Here is a 17,300-nt window from a genome sequence, read left to right as displayed (position 1 = left end):
ATTTTATTCTACAAGTTCGAGCAGGGCAATGTCAAAATCGTTGTCCAAAACTACTTTACCATTGGTTACGATTACTTCGGTTTCGGAGTAAGTGTCGAACAATTTGGTGCCATCGCCAAAGAAACCTTTTACGGAAAGTGACTTTTTTCCTTTGGGCAGATCCAATCCTACTGCCACTTTATCCTTGTAATCCCCATTTATGTAGGTTCTGGAAAATACATAAGGGGATTTTGACAATCGGTTGTGTTTGCCGGCACCTACAGCAGGGTGATTATTTCTGAACCTGCCCAATTTTTGCCAGTGTTCATGTATTTTCTGTGTCTCGGGAATACTGTCCAAATCCTCCCAATTCATAAACGAGCGAAGGGTGGCGTCTCCTTGTGTGCCTTCAATGGTAAGGCTTCTTGCTGTTTCGTCCCCATAATACACCTGGGACGCCCCTGGGGTCAATAAAAGTACATTGGCGGATCGGTACGGCTTGGTTCGGTCCTTGTCGTAAGGGGCGCCATCGTCATGCGATGTTAAATAATTAAGTACACTTTTGCCCTTAAGTTTGGTGTTGAGCAATTTGTTGTACTTTTTAAAAATGGTCTCGTAGTTGTTGTCCGCATCATTTTTTAGCTCAAAATTGATGAGGCTTTTAAACCCGTGATCAAAAAAGTCTACCTTTTTATTTCCAAAATCAAACTCGCGACCTCCGGAGACTCCGTAATTGTATACTTCCCCGACCATGTAAAATGGATTGTCGTCCAAGATTTGATCTTGGTGTTTTTTCTTCCATGTTTCAAAAGCGTAGGAAGCCTCGGTATACAGATCGGTCCAAGCATTTTCGTTTACGTGTTTTACCGTGTCCACTCTAAAACCATCAATTCCTAGGTCGTTGATGTAGTCCGTAAGCCATTTGATAATATAATAACGGGGCGCACGGGGATATCCGGTTCGCTCAAAAAATAATTGAAGTTCATCTAGCTCTTTGCTCAGCCTGCCCTCTTTTTTCCATTTGGCCAAAAGCGCGTCGGGCAATTCCACAGCGGTATCGGATTCTGTTAATATATCCGGTAAGTTTTCCACCAAGGTGCATGCGGTGGTGTTCTCGTATGTTGTAAACTCACAGTTGGGTCCGGTTCTCACCCAATCGTCCGGCCAAACAGGATCCTTTTCGGTTACAGGTCCGGTATGGTTCAGAACTACATCCAAAAGAATTCGGATTCCATGTTTGTGGGCGGTCTTCACTAAATTTTCCAGGTCTTTTTTAGTACCAAAATTAGGGTCTACCGAAGTCCAGTCCTTGGCCCAATAGCCGTGATAACCATACGTATTTCCCGTTCCTTCGTCGGTCGCTCCATGAATTTGTTCCACTACCGGGGTAAACCAGATGGCATTTATGCCCAAATCGGTAAAGTAACCTTCTTCTATTTTTTGGGTAATTCCTACGATATCACCTCCCTCAAAGCCTCGTAGCACTCCAGTCTCTTCGGTTCTATCAAAATTTACATCGTTATTGGGATTTCCGTTGTTGAAACGGTCGGTGAGCAAAAAGTACACGTTGGCACCTTCCCATACAAAAGGAGCTTCTTTCTTGGTTGTTTCCTTTACAATTGTTGGCGGGGCTTGCTGCTTTTTTTGAGTCTTTTTGCAGCCAGTAAATAGGGATAGTATAGACAAAACAACAAGCAATTTTTTCATGAACCGGAATTTTGTTTAAAGCTAGAAATTCTATACGTAAAGATAAAAATTATTTATCGTGGTATAGTTGTTTCCAGATTATTGGTTTAAGCGCTTGATTAGTTCCTGTTTAGGACTTTGTATTCCTCGTAGCAGCTGGAAATTGCGTCCAAAATTTGAAGGTCGTTTGCTGTTTTTATAAAGGATTTTGAATAATTGCAATTGTTGAGTATGTCCTCGATATCGACTTTTTCCAATTGAAGAAGTTCGGTTAGTGTTTCTCTATCGAATTTTGAAGCCAGCAGGTCCCGAATGTTGTCATCTTCTTTAATTTGGCGGAGCTTTCGCATTTGCCGCGGTTTTTTACCAAACAGATTTCTGAGCAGGTCTGCAGGATTTAAAATAGCACCCAACACCTTGGTAACTGCACTAGGACTTTTGTTTCCTGCCTCGTAGCTGGTGTTTAGTCCAGAAATACTGTATTGGTATGCATTGTTGATCGGCAGATTTTTTACGTCAATTTCCAAATAGCCTGTTAGTTGGTATGGGGTTACAATAACCTCTTCAAGGGCGTAAGCAAGCTCTGTCAACGCAATCTCGGTATTCCCAAAACGGATCATATCGTTGGTCACCCTTACTTTTTGGGTCTTAAAGCCCAAGTAGGAAAAATACAAAGTATCGTTCACTGCAGCAGGAATGGTAAACTTACCTTCAGGATTGGTAATGGTACCCTTGACCTGATTAAGGTTGACCACGTGCACACTTTCTAAAGGAAACTCGGTCTGGGCATTGATCACCGTTGCGGAAAACTCCTTTACTACTTGGTTTTCATCATCTTCAATTTGAGAAAAACCAAGTAGTGGGATTAGGGACAATAGTATAAGTAGTAATCTTCTCATGCAATCTTTGTAGCTATAAAAGTACTAAACAAAGAAAAATAAATAGCAGAGACGTGCCATTTAATATAGAATTAACTAATAAAAGCCCTGTTTTTTCTTGCCTCCTTTTTTGCCGTACCCTCCTTTTTTTCCTCCTTTGTAGGACTTGTTGCCTCCTCTTCGGCCACTGCCGCCGCCTTTTCGATTGCGACGTTTTTTACCTCCTTTTCCGCCGCCACCACCTGGGTTTTTGGACACTTCAACATTTATAAAACGTCCTTCCAATTTAAAGTCTGTAAAGGTTTGAAGAATAAACTCGGTAAGTTGCGCATCGGTGTTGAAAAAGGAGAAAGAATCCTTGGTATCCACATTATAGACGTCTTCTTTTTCCAAGTTCAAGGTATCTCTTAGGAAGTCTTTCAAGCTCATCCAATCATAACCATCGCGTTCACCAACATTGATAAAGTATCGTACGGATCCTTCGGATGGAATATCCCCGGACGCCCCACCTTTCTCCCTTCCGGAATCCTGGGTGTTTAGATCTTTGGTCTTACTGTAATAGTTGTAGAATTGGGTAAACTCTACCGAGAATATTTTTTTGATGAGTTCTTCGCGATCTATCCCTTCCAAAACATCGTTGATGGCGGGCAAATAACTGTCAATTTCTTGATTGACCTTGGTTTCTTTGATCTTATTGGCCAAATGGTATAATTGTATCTCACAGATTTCAATACCATCGGGAATTTTTTTGGAGATAAAATCCTGTTGTATTTTTTTCTCTATCGCCTTGATCTTTCTCAACTCCGAGCGGGTCACAATTACCATGGAGATTCCGGATTTGCCGGCGCGTCCCGTTCGACCACTACGGTGGGTATAGGTCTCTATTTCATCGGGTAACTGGTAGTTGATAACGTGGGTTACATCGTCAACATCAATTCCACGCGCGGCAACATCGGTAGCTACCAACATCTGTACTTGCTTTTTTCGGAACGAGTTCATGACCAGATCCCGTTGGTTCTGGCTCAAATCACCATGTAGTGCTCCGGCATTGTACCCGTCTTCGATCAATTTTTCCGCAACACGTTGTGTATCCCTTTTGGTTCTACAGAAAACTACGGAGAAGATACCTGGGTTGGCATCGGCCAAACGCTTTAGGGCTGCATAACGATCACGGCCTCCAACAACATAATATTCGTGCTGTACTGTGGAAGCTCCGGCATTTTTGGAACCAACTGTAATTTCCACAGGTTTGTACATGAACTTTTTGGCAATGGTTGCCACTTCTTTTGGCATGGTTGCCGAAAAGAGCCATGTTAGCTTTTCTTGCGGGGTGTTGGATAAAATGTCCTTAATATCTTCATAGAAGCCCATATTCAGCATTTCATCGGCTTCATCCAGAACACAATAATCAATTTTGGAAATGTCCACCATATTTCGGCCGATCATGTCCTTCATACGGCCAGGGGTAGCTACAACGATCTGTGCACCTCTTTTTATCTGTCGGGCCTGTTCGGTAATGCTTGCGCCACCGTAAATGGCCACCACATTGAGTCCTTTTATGTATTTGGAGTATAGTTTTAATTCGTTCGTTATCTGCAAGCAGAGCTCACGTGTAGGGGAGAGGATCAATCCTTGTGTGGTCCTGCTGTCCGATTGAATCTTCTGGATCATAGGAAATCCAAATGCAGCAGTTTTTCCAGTTCCCGTTTGGGCCAGGGCAACCAAATCGGTTTCCTGCTCCAATAAAATTGGGATTGATTTTTCTTGTACTTCGGAGGGGGATTCAAATCCAAGGTCGGAAATAGCATCCAATAGGGGTTTGTCCAACCCCAAGGCTTCAAATTTTGTCATAGCGGTGTAATACCTTTAATCGCAAATATGTTTGTGTTGTATAGAGCGATTATAGTATTTCCCGTTCAAGCCCATCACAACACCTTGCCCATACCGGCGGCGTTAATAAAGCGGCAAAGGTACACTTATTTTGATCGCTACAACCTAAGTGGCGTTCTTTTTTAAGAATTCCACCAATTTTCGAATGGCCCTACCACGGTGACTAATGGAGTTTTTTACATCGGAAGGCAGTTCGCCAAAGGTTTTATCGAATCCATTTGGTTTAAAGATGGGGTCGTAGCCAAACCCTCCCTTGCCTTGTTCTTTATCCGTTATGACGCCATCGACCGTTCCTTCAAAAGCGTGGACTTCTCCATTTAGATTAAGATGTACTACGGTCTTAAAATGTGCTTTCCGATTATTTTTTCCGTTCAACTCGTTTAACAATTTCTGCATATTGTCCGAGGCATCTTTTTGTTCCCCCGCATATCTGGCCGAGTATACTCCAGGAGCTCCGTTTAATGCATCCACAAGTAGGCCGGTATCATCCGAGAAACAGTTCAAACCATAGGTTTGGGTAATGTGATCTGCCTTAATTTTGGCGTTTTCTTCCAATGTATCCCCCGTCTCGGGAATTTCGTCAAAACAATCAATATCTTTTAATGACAGTAGTTGGATATTTTTTGGAAGCAATTGCTGAACTTCTTTCAGCTTATGGTCGTTATGTGTGGCAAAAACTAGTTTCAAATCAAAAGGTCTCTATTTTGAGATTCAAAAGTAGTAATTTCGGACTTTAAGTTATTTGTATGAAATTAAAAGTACCGCCAGCTTTGGTGATGTTGATTTTTGGAGGGACAATGTTCCTTCTGGATAGGTTTTTGCCAGTAGGTGAGTTTGATTTTTTTGGCAGGAACCAACTGGCTTGGATACTTTTTGTCTTAGGAGTAATAGTAGGATTATTGGCCGTGTTGCAATTTTGGACGGGAAAAACAAGTTTGGATCCCATGCACCCTCAAAAAACCAGCAGGTTGATGACCAAAGGGGTTTACAATTTTAGCAGGAACCCTATGTATTTGGGGCTTTTGCTACTACTATTGGCTTTAGGCCTTTGGCTGGGCAATGCTTTTAATACCCTTGTGGCGGCTGGTTTTGTGTCCTATATGAACCATTTTCAAATACAACCGGAAGAAGATATGCTCCAACAAAAGTTTGGTAAGGAGTACCGTTTCTACTGTAAATTAACCCGGCGATGGTTCTGATTAGGATACAGCCACTTTTTGACCTTTAGGGTACTGAGAGCTGGACTTTGATTTGCACATAACTGCAAAATGATGGTTTTTGGGTAGCATTTAAAACAAATCGTAATGGATTTTTGATTTATCCGTAAAAGTGTAAGGTTTTTGATAACTTCCAATTACAAGGATGGAATTAATGTTTAATTTTATGCCTTAATTTTTTTGAAGCGAATCATGGTAGAGACAGGGCGCAAATATGTGTTCGATTTTGATAGTACCCTCACAAGGGTTGAGGCGTTGGATGTTTTGGCGGAAATGACACTGCAAGGAAATCCAAAGAGAGATGAAATAGTGTCGGAAATCCAAAAAATCACCAATTTGGGGATCGATGGCGACATATCTTTTACGGAATCGTTGGAACGCAGAATCCGATTGCTGGATGCGAACAAAAAAGATCTGGAAGATTTGGTGACCGAACTGCGTCAGAAAATTTCCAAATCCATAGAAGCCAACAAGCAGTTTTTTTATGAATATTCCGAAGATATTTATGTAATCTCCTGCGGGTTCAAAGAGTTTATAGACCCAATTGTTAAAGAATACAACATTCCATCCGAAAGAGTGTTTGCAAACACCTTTACTTTTGATGAAGCTGGCAATATAACAGGTTTCGACGAAACCAACGTGCTTGCCACCCATAACGGAAAAATAGAATGTTTAAAAAACTTGGATTTAGATGGCGAGGTCCAGGTGATCGGCGACGGCTATAGCGATTATGTAATGCGCGAGGCCGGGATAGCCCATAAATTTTTCGCCTATACCGAAAATGTGCATCGAGAAAAGGCTGCCAATAATGCCGACCACGTAGCACCTAACCTAGATGAATTTTTATTTGTGAACGATTTGCCAAGAAACTTATCATACCCCAAGAACAGAATCAAGATCCTTTTATTGGAAAATGTCCACCCGGCTGCATTCGAAAACCTATCGGAAGAAGGGTTTTCAGTGGAACTGATCAAGACCAGTTTATCCGAAGAAGACCTCATCGAGCGAATCAAAGGGGTGCATGTACTAGGAATTAGGTCCAAGACACAGGTTACCCAAAAAGTGTTGGATGCCGCCGATAAGTTATTGGTGGTCGGAGCTTTTTGTATCGGAACCACCCAAATCGATTTGGAATACAGCAAAAAGAAAGGCGTAGTGGTCTTCAATGCACCGTACAGCAATACCCGTTCCGTAGTGGAACTGGCCATTGGACAGACCATTATGCTCATGCGGAGCATTTTTCCCAGAAGTACGGAAATCCATAATGGCGAGTGGAATAAAACCGCCGCCGGTTCGCAAGAAGTGCGTGGAAAAAATTTAGGTATAGTTGGTTACGGGAATATAGGAAAACAAATGTCCGTTTTGGCAGAAGCCATGGGGATGAAGGTGTATTACTATGATGTTAACGATCAGCTGGCATTGGGTAACGCAGTAAAATGTGACACCTTGGAGAGTTTGCTCAATGTTTCGGATGTTGTTACCCTGCATGTAGATGATAACAAGGCCAATAAAAATTTTATAGGTAAGCGTGAAATCGACCAAATGAAAGATGGAGCCAAACTTATTAATCTTTCCAGAGGGTTCGTAGTGGATATAGAAGCTTTGGCCGATGCACTGGAAAGTGGAAAATTGGGCGGAGCGGCGATAGATGTTTACCCATCCGAGCCACGTAGTAATGGAAGCTTTAAAACACCATTGCAAGGATTGTCCAACGTAATCCTAACCCCTCATATTGGTGGTAGCACCGAAGAAGCACAACGAGATATTGCCGATTTTGTGCCCAACAAAATAATGGATTACATAAATTCTGGAAATACCGTAGATGCGGTTAACTTCCCAAATATTAGGTTGCCTAAACAAAATGGGGTCCATCGATTTTTACATATACACCGGAATGTTCCCGGAATAATGGCCAAGATAAACGAAGTGTTGGCACAATATGGACTCAATATTTCTGGACAATATCTGTCTACAGATAGCGAAGTTGGTTACGTGATCACCGATTTGGACAAAGAATATAATAAGGAAGTGATCAAGGCGCTCAAGAAAATCGAGAACACCATTAAGTTTAGGGTTTTATATTAATTATTGGTGGTGATAGGGTTCGTTCCTGAGAATGGTGAACCCCCGATAAATTTGCTCAACTACGAACAGTCGCACCATTTGGTGGGAAAACGTCATTTTGGATAAACTGATTTTTCCGGCGCTTTTGGAATAAACGGCATCGCTGAAACCATAAGGTCCACCAATGGCCAACACAAGATTTTTAATGCCACTGTTCATCTTTTTCTGCAAGAACTGGGCAAAATCAACAGAGGTGTATTGTTTTCCTTTTTCATCAAGAAGGATCAAGGTGTCCGTAGGTTGCAATTGACCAAGGATAAGTTCGCCCTCTTTTTCTTTTTGCTGGGGTTCCGAAAGATTTTTTCTGTTTTTTATATCTGGAATAATATTCATTTGAAACTTGATATAATGCTTCAACCGTTTTTCGTATATGGCTATAAGTTCTTCAAGTTCAGACTTATCGGTTTTTCCTATGGCGATCAAAGTAATCTGCATGCCCAAAAATAATCCATTCCTCATAAAATTAAGCATGGTTTGTGCATGGACAAGGAACAATGTTTTTATTATTTTCGTTAAAATCCCAATTGAATGATTTCCGAAGCACAATTTCAAAAAGAACTAGATCTGATCATTGCCAATGCCGTTAGGGAAGACGTTGGCGACGGAGACCACAGTTCCTTGGCCTGTATTCCCTCAACTGCACAAGGAAAAGCCAAACTCCTTGTAAAAGACCAAGGTATTATTGCAGGTGTGGAATTTGCAAAAAAAGTCTTTACCTATGTAGACCCACAACTGAAAACGGAAATTTTGTTGGAGGACGGCACCCCCGTTAAATACGGTGATATAGTTTTTTATGTGGAGGGCAGCTCGCAAAGCATTCTAAAGGCCGAACGCTTGGTGCTCAATGCCATGCAGCGTATGAGCGCCATTGCCACAAAAACAAAAGGATATGTAAGTATTTTGGAAAGTACTGGCACCAAAATTCTGGACACACGAAAAACTACCCCGGGGATTAGGGCCCTAGAAAAATGGGCGGTAAAGATAGGAGGGGGAGAAAACCATCGGTTTGCCCTCTACGATATGATCATGCTCAAGGACAACCACATCGATTTTTCTGGAGGTATTACCAATGCCATTCAAAAAACAAGGGATTACCTTAAAGAAACAGGAAAGGACCTTAAAATTATCGTGGAGGCCAGAAATTTAGAGGAGGTGGACGAGATATTAAAATCCGAAGGGGTCTACAGAATACTCTTGGATAATTTTGATTACGATCAAACCCGCGAAGCGGTCAAAAGAATAGGAAATAAATGCCTTACGGAATCTTCCGGAGGTATAACAATGGAAACCCTGAGAAAATATGCCGAATGCGGCGTAAATTATATTTCTTCGGGAGCCTTGACCCATTCCGTACACAACATGGACCTAAGTTTAAAAGCCGTTTAAATGTCTGCAGCCATAGAAGAGCAGTTGGAGAAGATACCCGTGGTCAATTGGATTGTACAGGTTTTGAAAAAGATTAAGCTCAAAGCTTTTGAGGGCCTCTCCTTCTATGATTTGATCGAAATGTATTTGATGGGAATTGTCAAAGGAGCACTTTCTTCAAGGGCCAGTTCTATCGCTTTCAGTATTTTTCTAGCATTGTTCCCCCTACTGATATTTTTGGTGACCATGATTCCTTTTATTATTCCATATGTGAGCGTGGGCAACGAGAATTTTGATGCCCAGTTTTTGGATTTTTTGGAATCTTTCCTTCCCTCGGCGACAAGTGATTATTTTGGTGATATTTATCAGCAGATAAAGGATCAAAAGCAGGGCGGATTACTTTCCTCGGCATTTATTTTGTCTATTTTTTTAATGGCCAATGGCGTAAATGCGATATTTGGAGGTTTCGAAAACTCTTACCATGTGGAATTGACACGGAATTTTTTCCGTCAGTATGCCTATGCACTTATGGTAGGTTTAATTCTGTCCATTTTATTGATCGTGGGAGCGGTGGCATTTGTGTATTTTGAATTTTATATTGTAGAGTACACCAGTGAATATTTAGGCAAAACGTTGGGTTACGATGTGGAAAAAGGAGATACCATCGGAATACAGGTAGCCAAAGTGTTGTTTTTTCTAAGCCTTTCCTATTTTACAACGGCCATACTGTACTATTTTGGGACTGCAGAAGGCAGGCAAGCCCGATTTTTTTCCGCAGGTGCGTTAATGACCACCCTATTATTTTTATTGACGTCCTATTTGTTCGGAATTTATGTTGAAAAATTTGCTCGTTACAACGAACTCTATGGTGCTTTGGGTGGATTATTGATATTAATGGTGTTTATTTGGTTAAATTCCAATATCTTATTATTGGGCTTTGAACTGAACGCAACCCTGAACTCATTAAAAAAAAGACATGAAAAACAGAAAGACATACAATAAATGGATCGGTTTGGTGTGTTTTCTCTGCTGCCAGATAACCCTATCGCAAACAGTTTTTGGTAAATGGAAAACTATCGATGATCGAAATGGGGTAAATAAGGCAATCATCGAAATTTACGAGGAAGATGGATTGATGCACGCCAAAGTGGTAAAAATATTGGAAGAGGGCAAAAAAGATGCAAGGTGCACAAAATGTGAAGGAGAAAGAAAGGACAAGCCCGTTCTTGGAATGAAGATCATGGAGGATTTTGAAAAGAACAGCAAGGGCATATATAAAGGGGATACCCTTTTCGACCCTGAAAAAGCTATGACTTTTAAAGCTAAGGTCTGGTTGGACGAGGAGAACAAAAATAGGCTAAAAGTACGTGGATATTTAGCCTTTTTGTACCGTACACAAACATGGCACAGGGTAATCGAGGAATAATTTATGGAGTATTTTTTAGAGGTAGTTTTGCCAATTCCTTTGGAAAAGCTTTTCACCTATAAAATATCGGAAGCAGAAGCCGATTTTATTCAAGCGGGAATGCGAGTTGCCGTACCTTTTGGCAAGACCAAGATATACACCGCATTGGCCTACAAAGTGCATACCAATGCCCCAGAAGCCTACGAACCCAAAGAGATTTATCAAATTCTGGACGAACGGCCCGTAGTGGACAAAGTGCAGTTGAAGCATTGGGAATGGGTGGCCAATTATTATATGTGCACGTTGGGCGAAGTTGTTCGGAGCGCCCTGCCCAGTGCCTTTTTGTTGGAAAGCGAAACCCTAATTTTGCCCAACAAAAATGCAAAGGTAGACGAATTGCAACTCACCGATGACGAGTTTTTGATCTACGAAGCACTTCAACATCAAACCGCATTGAAAATCTCCGAGGTCAGCGATATCCTGGATAAAAAAAATGTGTTGAAAATAGTCAATGCCATGGTGCACAAAGGTATTGTGCTTCAAAAAGAAGAACTGTACGAACAATACAGACCTAAATTGGTACGCTATGTTAAGCTCGCCGAGCAATTTGAAGGCGAAGAACAACTGTCCGAACTGCTGAACGATCTAACCAGGGCTCCCAAGCAGAGTCAAGTGGTACTTTCTTTATTTCAATTAAGGGCCAAAAGTGCCAAACCCATACCTATTTCGGAACTGGAAAAGGAGAGCGGGGGTTCCCGTTCGGTAATCAAAGCCTTGATCGATAAAAATATTCTGGAAGAATACCATATCCGAAAAGATCGGGTGGAGTTCGATGGGCGATCGGGTGATGTTGGAGCTATTGAATTGAACGAGCATCAACATCGGGCCCTAGACGATATACAGCATGGGTTCGACGAAGAAAAACCCGTATTGTTGCACGGGGTAACTTCTTCAGGAAAAACAGAGGTGTATGTAAAACTCATCCAAAAATGTCTGGATGAAGGAAAGCAAGCGCTGTATTTGCTTCCTGAAATTGCTCTGACCTCCCAATTGATCAACCGATTACAGCAATATTTTGGCCATCAAGTGTCCGTATATCATTCAAAATATAGCATTCACGAAAGGGTGGAGGTATGGAACAATGTATTGAATGATGCAGGAAAAGCTCGAATCGTAATTGGAGCACGTTCTTCACTTTTTTTGCCCTTTACCAATTTGGGATTGGTGGTCGTGGACGAGGAGCACGAGAATTCTTTTAAGCAATTCGACCCGGCACCAAGATATCAAGCCAGGGATGCGGCCGTTGTGCTCGCGGCATTGCATAGTGCAAATATTGTTCTAGGTTCTGCCACTCCGAGTATAGAGAGCATGTACAATGCTAAGACAGCAAAATATGGGTATGCATCCATGGCACATAGATTTGGCGATGTTTTAATGCCCGATATCAACTTGGTGGATATTAAGGAAGCTACCAGAAAACGCCGAATGAGAGGTCATTTTTCGGAAACGCTTATAAAGGCCATCGAGGAAGCGCTGGAAGAGGGGGAGCAGATCATTCTTTTTCAAAACCGAAGGGGATTCGCTCCGGTAGTGGAGTGTACCACTTGCGGGCATGTGGCCCAATGCCCCAATTGCGACGTTAGCCTGACCTATCATCAGCACAGAAACCAACTTCGCTGTCACTATTGTGGTTATCACATGGCCTTGCAGCAAGCGTGCTTGGCTTGTGGGAGTCCAACTTTGGATAAAAAGGGCTTTGGTACGGAACAGATTCAGCTAGAATTGGGTCAGTTGTTTCCAGATGTTTCCGTTGGCCGCATGGATCTGGATACAACGCGTGGAAAATACGCATACGAGAAAATAATCTCATCTTTTGAGAATCAGGAGATGGATATTTTGGTGGGAACACAAATGGTGACCAAGGGTTTGGATTTTAGAAATGTAAGCCTTGTAGGTATAATGAATGCGGATTCCATGCTCAATTTTCCCGACTATAGGGCCCACGAGCGTAGTTTTCAAATGTTGACCCAAGTGGCGGGTAGGGCAGGGCGTACCAAAAAGCGCGGTAAAGTATTGATTCAGACGTACAACCCTTATCATCAAATATTGCAGCAGGTAACTACCAATAATTATGATAAAATGTTCCAAGAACAGTTTTACGAGAGGGAACAGTTTAAGTATCCGCCCTTGGTGAGGCTCATAAAAATAACCTTGAAGGATAAGGACTTTAATAAACTGAACGAGGCCGCGGAATGGATGGCAGGCTCTTTGCGCAATGTGCTCGGAACTCAGATTTTAGGGCCGGAATACCCGCCTGTAGCTCGTATACGAAGGGACTATCTTAAAAATATATTGATAAAAATACCAAGAAAACAACCATTGGCCCAAACAAAAAATAGCATTAAAAGAATTGAAAAATCCTTTAATGCTATTTCTAAGTATAAAAGTATCAGATTGGTCTACAATGTGGACCACATATAAGATTATACGTTTGCCAGTGCTTCGGCGAGCTCTGTTTTCTTATTTCTGCTCAAAGGAATCTGTCTGCCCCCTACTTCAACGTTCTTACTGTTGAATTTTTCTATCTTCTCGAGATTCACAATATAAGATTTATGGATACGTAGAAATTTTTCGGCAGGCAATTGCTTTTCAAAAGATTTCATGGTGGATAAAATTACGATATTGGCTTCATCTGTCACCAATTTAATGTAATCTCCCAGTGCCTCTATCCATTTAATGTCGTTTAAGATTACCTTACGTTTTTTAAGGTTGCTCTTAACAAAAATGTGTTCTTCATCTTCTTCCACCCGGTTCATTTGCTCGTATTTGGCAACGGCTCTTTTTACGGAAGCTTCAAAACGGGCCAAAGTTATGGGTTTGTGAAGGTAATCGGTTACGTCGTAGTCAAACGCTTTCAGTGCATAATCAGGTTTTCCAGTGATCAGAATTACCTGTGGAGGGTTCTCTAGGGCCTCTAAAAGGTCAAAACCACTTATGATCGGCATCTCAACATCTAGGAAGATAAGGTCGATATCGTGGTTTTTTAAACCATTTTTGGCTTCAATGGCGTTGCTGTACTCGGCAACCAAGGCCAAATGTGGATGATTGTTGACCAATTTTGCCACGGCCATGCGCTGCATGGAGGAATCGTCTACAATTATACTTTTTAATTTCATGAATGGGGTGATTTGTAGGGTTTTAAATCATCGGCAAAGTACACAAAAAAGACGTTTAGGAGCAACAAAAGATGTAAACATGGTCTATTTTGTTGTGTAAATTACCATATGTGTTATTTAGGTTTACTAGGTTTAACAGTGTTGATAACTCTTGTACTTAAACGAAGTTTTTTTGGTTTTCTTGCAAGAGGAAAGAATTATTCTTAACTTTGCGCTCCTTTAAAAATATAGTATAATGAACCATTACGAAACTGTTTTCATTTTGAATCCCGTTCTGTCTGAAACGCAGATAGAGGAAACAGTCAAGAAATTCGAGGATTTCTTGATTAAGAATGGTGCCAAAATGGTCTCCAAAGAAGATTGGGGACTTAAAAAATTGGCCTATCCCATTCAGCACAAAAAAAGTGGATTTTACCACTTGTTCGAATTCCAAGCACCTGGCGAAGCCATTGGACCTTACGAATTGGAATTTAGAAGAGATGAGCGCGTTATGCGTTTTTTGACCGTTAAATTGGACAAGCACGCTATTGCTTGGGCGGAAAAAAGAAGAACTAAATTAAAAGCAAAGGCATAAGGGTATGGCATCTATAGAGCAACAAGCAAAATCAAAAAAAGACGGGGAAATCAGATATTTGACCCCGCTTAATATTGAGACCAGCAAGCAAAAAAAGTATTGTAGGTTCAAAAAATCGGGTATTAAGTACATAGACTATAAAGACCCGGATTTTTTGATGAAATTGGTAAACGAGCAAGGTAAATTGCTTCCAAGAAGACTTACAGGTACTTCATTAAAATACCAAAGAAAAGTGGCACAGGCCGTAAAACGTGCCCGTCACCTAGCGTTAATGCCGTATGTTGGCGATATGTTGAAATAAAAAACACCAGAGAATGGAACTTATTCTAAAAGAAGATGTACAGGATTTGGGATTTAAGGATGATATCGTTACCGTAAAGAACGGTTACGGCAGAAACTACCTTATCCCTCAAGGTTTGGCCGATTTGGCTACACCTTCTGCCAAAAAAGTTTTGGCAGAAAACCTAAAACAAAGAGCTCACAAGGAGAAAAAGGTAATAGATGAAGCAACCAAGGTTGCCAATGCGTTGAAGCAATTGGAAATCAAAATTGCTGCAAAAGTTGGTGCAGGCGACAAATTGTTCGGATCTGTAACCAACATAGATCTTGCCGCTGCCTTGGACAAAGAAGGGCAACAAATTGACAAAAAATTCATCAATATTAAAGGTGGAGCTGTCAAAAGAGTTGGTCCTTACGAAGCCATTATCAGATTGCACAGGGAAGTTATTGTAGAATTCCCTTTTGAAGTGGTTGCGGAAGCAAAATAAACTTCAGATTATAATACTATTAAAGCCCTCCTATTTTGGAGGGCTTTTTTATTTTGATCAACTGACCATTGCTAATCGAACAATTCGAAGTTCACCTTCATGTTTTTCAATATTTGCCCATCAATTCAAATAGGGCAACCGTTAACTGAATTGGTGCATACGTCAAACGAGGGAAAATAGAAGCATCCTAAATAGTATCATTGGGGAATTAACCAACCCAAATTGTACAAGCTTTTATTTCCATTTATTATGTGTGGTTTCTTGGGTCTTTCACAAAGTGTCGACCTGGACCGATTGGGCAAAGCAAAACTCTTTGATTATAACGGAAGCTTATCGGCCAACGGTGTTTTCTATGAGGGTACTGCAAACCGTCAAGCATTCACCTATTTTCTGAATGGAAACCTGAACTTCAACATAGCAGAGGTGTATAACGTTCCGTTCTCTTTTGCTTATACCAATCAAAATTTTGATTTTTCGAGCCCTTTTAAACTTAACCGCTTAAGTATTAGCCCCTCCTATAAGTGGATTACGCTCCATATCGGCGATGCAGCTATGACTTTTTCTCCCTACACGCTCAGTGGACATCAATTTACGGGAGTGGGGGTGGACCTTGCTCCTCCAGGACCATTTAAGATCAGTGCCATGTACGGGAGGTTTTTAAGGGCGGTGGAATATAATGTTGATGAACCCAATCAGCAAACGGCTTATTTAAGAAGAGGTTTCGGACTCAAGACTTCTTATGCCTTTGATCAATTGGATTTGGGGTTGATTTTCTTCAAAGGATTCGATGATGAAAACTCCCTTCGAGAACCTTTTCCCACCGAATTGGGATTGACGCCCAAGGACAATGCAGTCGTTTCGCTTTCAACAGATGTTCGGGTTAAGGAAAAAATCAATATCCGAATGGAATACGCCATCTCTGGCATCACCGAAGATGTCAGGGTAAATGATGAAAGCGAGGGCAAAGGTTTGTTGTCATTCTTTTTGAACGAAAACATCACCACCAATTACACCAATGCTTTCAATGCTTCCATAGATTATAGTATGGGAAATGGAACCTTGGGTGGGGCCTACGAGCGGATAGACCCGAATTACAGGACGTTTGGTGCCTATTATTTCAATAACGACCTGGAAAATATTACCGTAAATGCCTCACAGACCATTTTTGATAATAAACTAAATATTGGAGTGAACGCAGGTTTGCAACGGGACAATCTGGACGATTCCAAAGCCTCGGCAATGAAACGGTTGGTAAGTGCCATCAACCTGAACTATACGCCAACGGAAAAATTGGGTATCAACGGTTCCTTTTCCAATTTTCAATCCTATACCAACATCAGGGACCAGTTCGATTATATTAACCAAACAAATGAATTGGACAACTTGGATACCCTAAACTACCGCCAGATTTCCAAAAATGCCAATTTGGGCATCAACTATACGGTAAAACAGACCGAAACACGCAATGATAGGGCCCATATTAATCTGGTATATCAAGATTCCAACGAAGGGCAAGAAGGAAAGTCCATTGAAAATAGCGGTAATCAGTTTTATAATGGTTCGGCCTCATACGCACTGGGCTACCCACAGCAATCGTTGACCATCACCGTGGCGGCCAACACCTCCTACACCAAAACTGGAGAGACCGATACAGGACTTACCCTTGGACCCACGCTGGGAGTTGCCAAACAGTTTTTTGACAAGAAATTGCGGAGCAATTTTTCAGCTTCCTACAATACCTCCTTCACCAATGGGGAGCAACAAAATCAATTTTACAACCTTAGGTTGGGGGGCAATTATGCGTGGAAGGAAGGGCACAATTTTACGTTGAACATACTTTCCCTCTTCCGAAATACGGTACAGACCAATACCACGGATTTCACGACCACTTTTGGCTACACCTACACCTTTGGGCGAGGGAAAAAGAACAATGTGGACCGCCCCCCGTCTTCGTTCGGACAAAGTCCTCCCCAAAATGATTTGTTGACTTTCCGCTACAGGGATGTGGTGTATAGTGGAACACCTTCGGAGATAAAACAACAACTGCAAAATGTGTTGCAGCAATCTCGTTACGAACAACTGCCGCAAGAAAAGCGGGCGGAACTCGACCAGATGTTGCTGGAAATGGAAAAGACAAGCAATCCTGAGCGATTAAAGGACATGGCAATTGCTCTTTTGGAAGAATTACATCGATTTGAGGAATTGAACAAGATAAAAGAATGAACACCGCAGAGCCCGC

Annotated in this window: 16 protein-coding genes; 10 read left to right on the top strand and 6 right to left on the bottom strand. The window is 41.5% G+C overall.

The window, feature by feature from the left end:
* Window positions 1-3: 3 nt before the first annotated feature.
* The 4 genes from AB9K32_RS06485 to AB9K32_RS06470 all read right to left on the bottom strand — a co-directional run bounded on the left by AB9K32_RS06485 (window position 4) and on the right by AB9K32_RS06470 (window position 5,120).
* Window positions 4-1,686: an alpha-amylase family glycosyl hydrolase gene (locus AB9K32_RS06485; RefSeq protein WP_369884714.1), complete on the bottom strand. Its 1,683-nt coding sequence runs from the start codon at window positions 1,684-1,686 to the stop codon at window positions 4-6.
* 98 nt (window positions 1,687-1,784) lie between these two features.
* Window positions 1,785-2,564, bottom strand: coding sequence for a carboxypeptidase-like regulatory domain-containing protein (locus AB9K32_RS06480; protein WP_224836647.1), 780 nt, complete (start codon window positions 2,562-2,564; stop codon window positions 1,785-1,787).
* 75 nt (window positions 2,565-2,639) lie between these two features.
* Window positions 2,640-4,394, bottom strand: a complete 1,755-nt coding sequence (locus AB9K32_RS06475) for a DEAD/DEAH box helicase (protein ID WP_224836648.1) — start codon at window positions 4,392-4,394, stop codon at window positions 2,640-2,642.
* A 144-nt stretch (window positions 4,395-4,538) separates the two neighbouring features.
* Complete coding sequence (locus tag AB9K32_RS06470; protein ID WP_369884713.1) at window positions 4,539-5,120, bottom strand: non-canonical purine NTP diphosphatase; 582 nt, start codon at window positions 5,118-5,120, stop codon at window positions 4,539-4,541.
* Between the two features lie 59 nt (window positions 5,121-5,179).
* On the opposite strand from AB9K32_RS06470, the gene AB9K32_RS06465 reads away from it, so the two are divergent.
* Both AB9K32_RS06465 and serA read left to right on the top strand, forming a co-directional pair.
* On the top strand, window positions 5,180-5,632 hold the full coding sequence (locus tag AB9K32_RS06465) for an isoprenylcysteine carboxylmethyltransferase family protein (protein WP_369884712.1): 453 nt from the start codon (window positions 5,180-5,182) through the stop codon (window positions 5,630-5,632).
* Window positions 5,633-5,842: 210 nt separating this feature from the next.
* Window positions 5,843-7,735, top strand: coding sequence for a phosphoglycerate dehydrogenase (gene serA, locus AB9K32_RS06460; RefSeq protein WP_252079969.1), 1,893 nt, complete (start codon window positions 5,843-5,845; stop codon window positions 7,733-7,735).
* Here the strand turns inward: serA and rlmH are convergent, their stop codons facing one another.
* Entirely contained in the window at window positions 7,736-8,209 is a 474-nt protein-coding gene (gene rlmH / locus AB9K32_RS06455) for a 23S rRNA (pseudouridine(1915)-N(3))-methyltransferase RlmH (protein ID WP_224837039.1), read from the bottom strand.
* A gap of 93 nt (window positions 8,210-8,302) precedes the next feature.
* On the opposite strand from rlmH, the gene nadC reads away from it, so the two are divergent.
* The 4 genes from nadC to priA are packed head-to-tail and all read left to right on the top strand — an operon-like array spanning window position 8,303 to window position 13,025.
* Entirely contained in the window at window positions 8,303-9,160 is an 858-nt protein-coding gene (gene nadC / locus AB9K32_RS06450; protein ID WP_369884711.1) for a carboxylating nicotinate-nucleotide diphosphorylase, read from the top strand.
* On the top strand, window positions 9,161-10,141 hold the full coding sequence (locus AB9K32_RS06445) for a YihY/virulence factor BrkB family protein (protein WP_224836653.1): 981 nt from the start codon (window positions 9,161-9,163) through the stop codon (window positions 10,139-10,141).
* Complete coding sequence (locus AB9K32_RS06440; protein ID WP_369884710.1) at window positions 10,116-10,565, top strand: DUF2147 domain-containing protein; 450 nt, start codon at window positions 10,116-10,118, stop codon at window positions 10,563-10,565. The genes AB9K32_RS06445 and AB9K32_RS06440 overlap by 26 nt, the downstream gene beginning before the upstream one ends.
* 3 nt (window positions 10,566-10,568) lie before the next feature.
* On the top strand, window positions 10,569-13,025 hold the full coding sequence (gene priA / locus AB9K32_RS06435; protein ID WP_369884709.1) for a primosomal protein N': 2,457 nt from the start codon (window positions 10,569-10,571) through the stop codon (window positions 13,023-13,025).
* A gap of 2 nt (window positions 13,026-13,027) precedes the next feature.
* On the opposite strand, the gene AB9K32_RS06430 is transcribed toward priA, so the two are convergent.
* Window positions 13,028-13,720 carry a LytTR family DNA-binding domain-containing protein gene (locus AB9K32_RS06430; RefSeq protein ID WP_224836656.1) on the bottom strand — a complete coding sequence of 231 codons (693 nt, stop codon included), beginning with the start codon at window positions 13,718-13,720 and terminating at the stop codon, window positions 13,028-13,030.
* A gap of 235 nt (window positions 13,721-13,955) precedes the next feature.
* On the opposite strand from AB9K32_RS06430, the gene rpsF reads away from it, so the two are divergent.
* The 4 genes from rpsF to AB9K32_RS06410 all read left to right on the top strand — a co-directional run bounded on the left by rpsF (window position 13,956) and on the right by AB9K32_RS06410 (window position 17,284).
* The gene (rpsF, locus tag AB9K32_RS06425) at window positions 13,956-14,294 is read left to right on the top strand and encodes a 30S ribosomal protein S6 (protein WP_224836657.1); all 339 of its coding nucleotides are present in this window, start codon (window positions 13,956-13,958) and stop codon (window positions 14,292-14,294) included.
* A gap of 4 nt (window positions 14,295-14,298) precedes the next feature.
* A complete protein-coding gene (rpsR, locus tag AB9K32_RS06420; protein ID WP_014031368.1) occupies window positions 14,299-14,595 on the top strand; it encodes a 30S ribosomal protein S18 in 297 nt (98 codons plus the stop codon).
* 13 nt (window positions 14,596-14,608) lie between these two features.
* A complete protein-coding gene (gene rplI / locus AB9K32_RS06415; protein ID WP_369884708.1) occupies window positions 14,609-15,061 on the top strand; it encodes a 50S ribosomal protein L9 in 453 nt (150 codons plus the stop codon).
* Window positions 15,062-15,283: 222 nt separating this feature from the next.
* The gene (locus AB9K32_RS06410) at window positions 15,284-17,284 is read left to right on the top strand and encodes a hypothetical protein (RefSeq protein WP_369884707.1); all 2,001 of its coding nucleotides are present in this window, start codon (window positions 15,284-15,286) and stop codon (window positions 17,282-17,284) included.
* Window positions 17,285-17,300: the final 16 nt, after the last annotated feature.

Origin of the sequence: Allomuricauda sp. XS_ASV26, assembly GCF_041224615.1 — a bacterium.
In the GTDB taxonomy this organism is placed as follows: domain Bacteria; phylum Bacteroidota; class Bacteroidia; order Flavobacteriales; family Flavobacteriaceae; genus Flagellimonas; species Flagellimonas alginolytica.
This window is presented reverse-complemented; position numbering and strand designations above follow the sequence as displayed.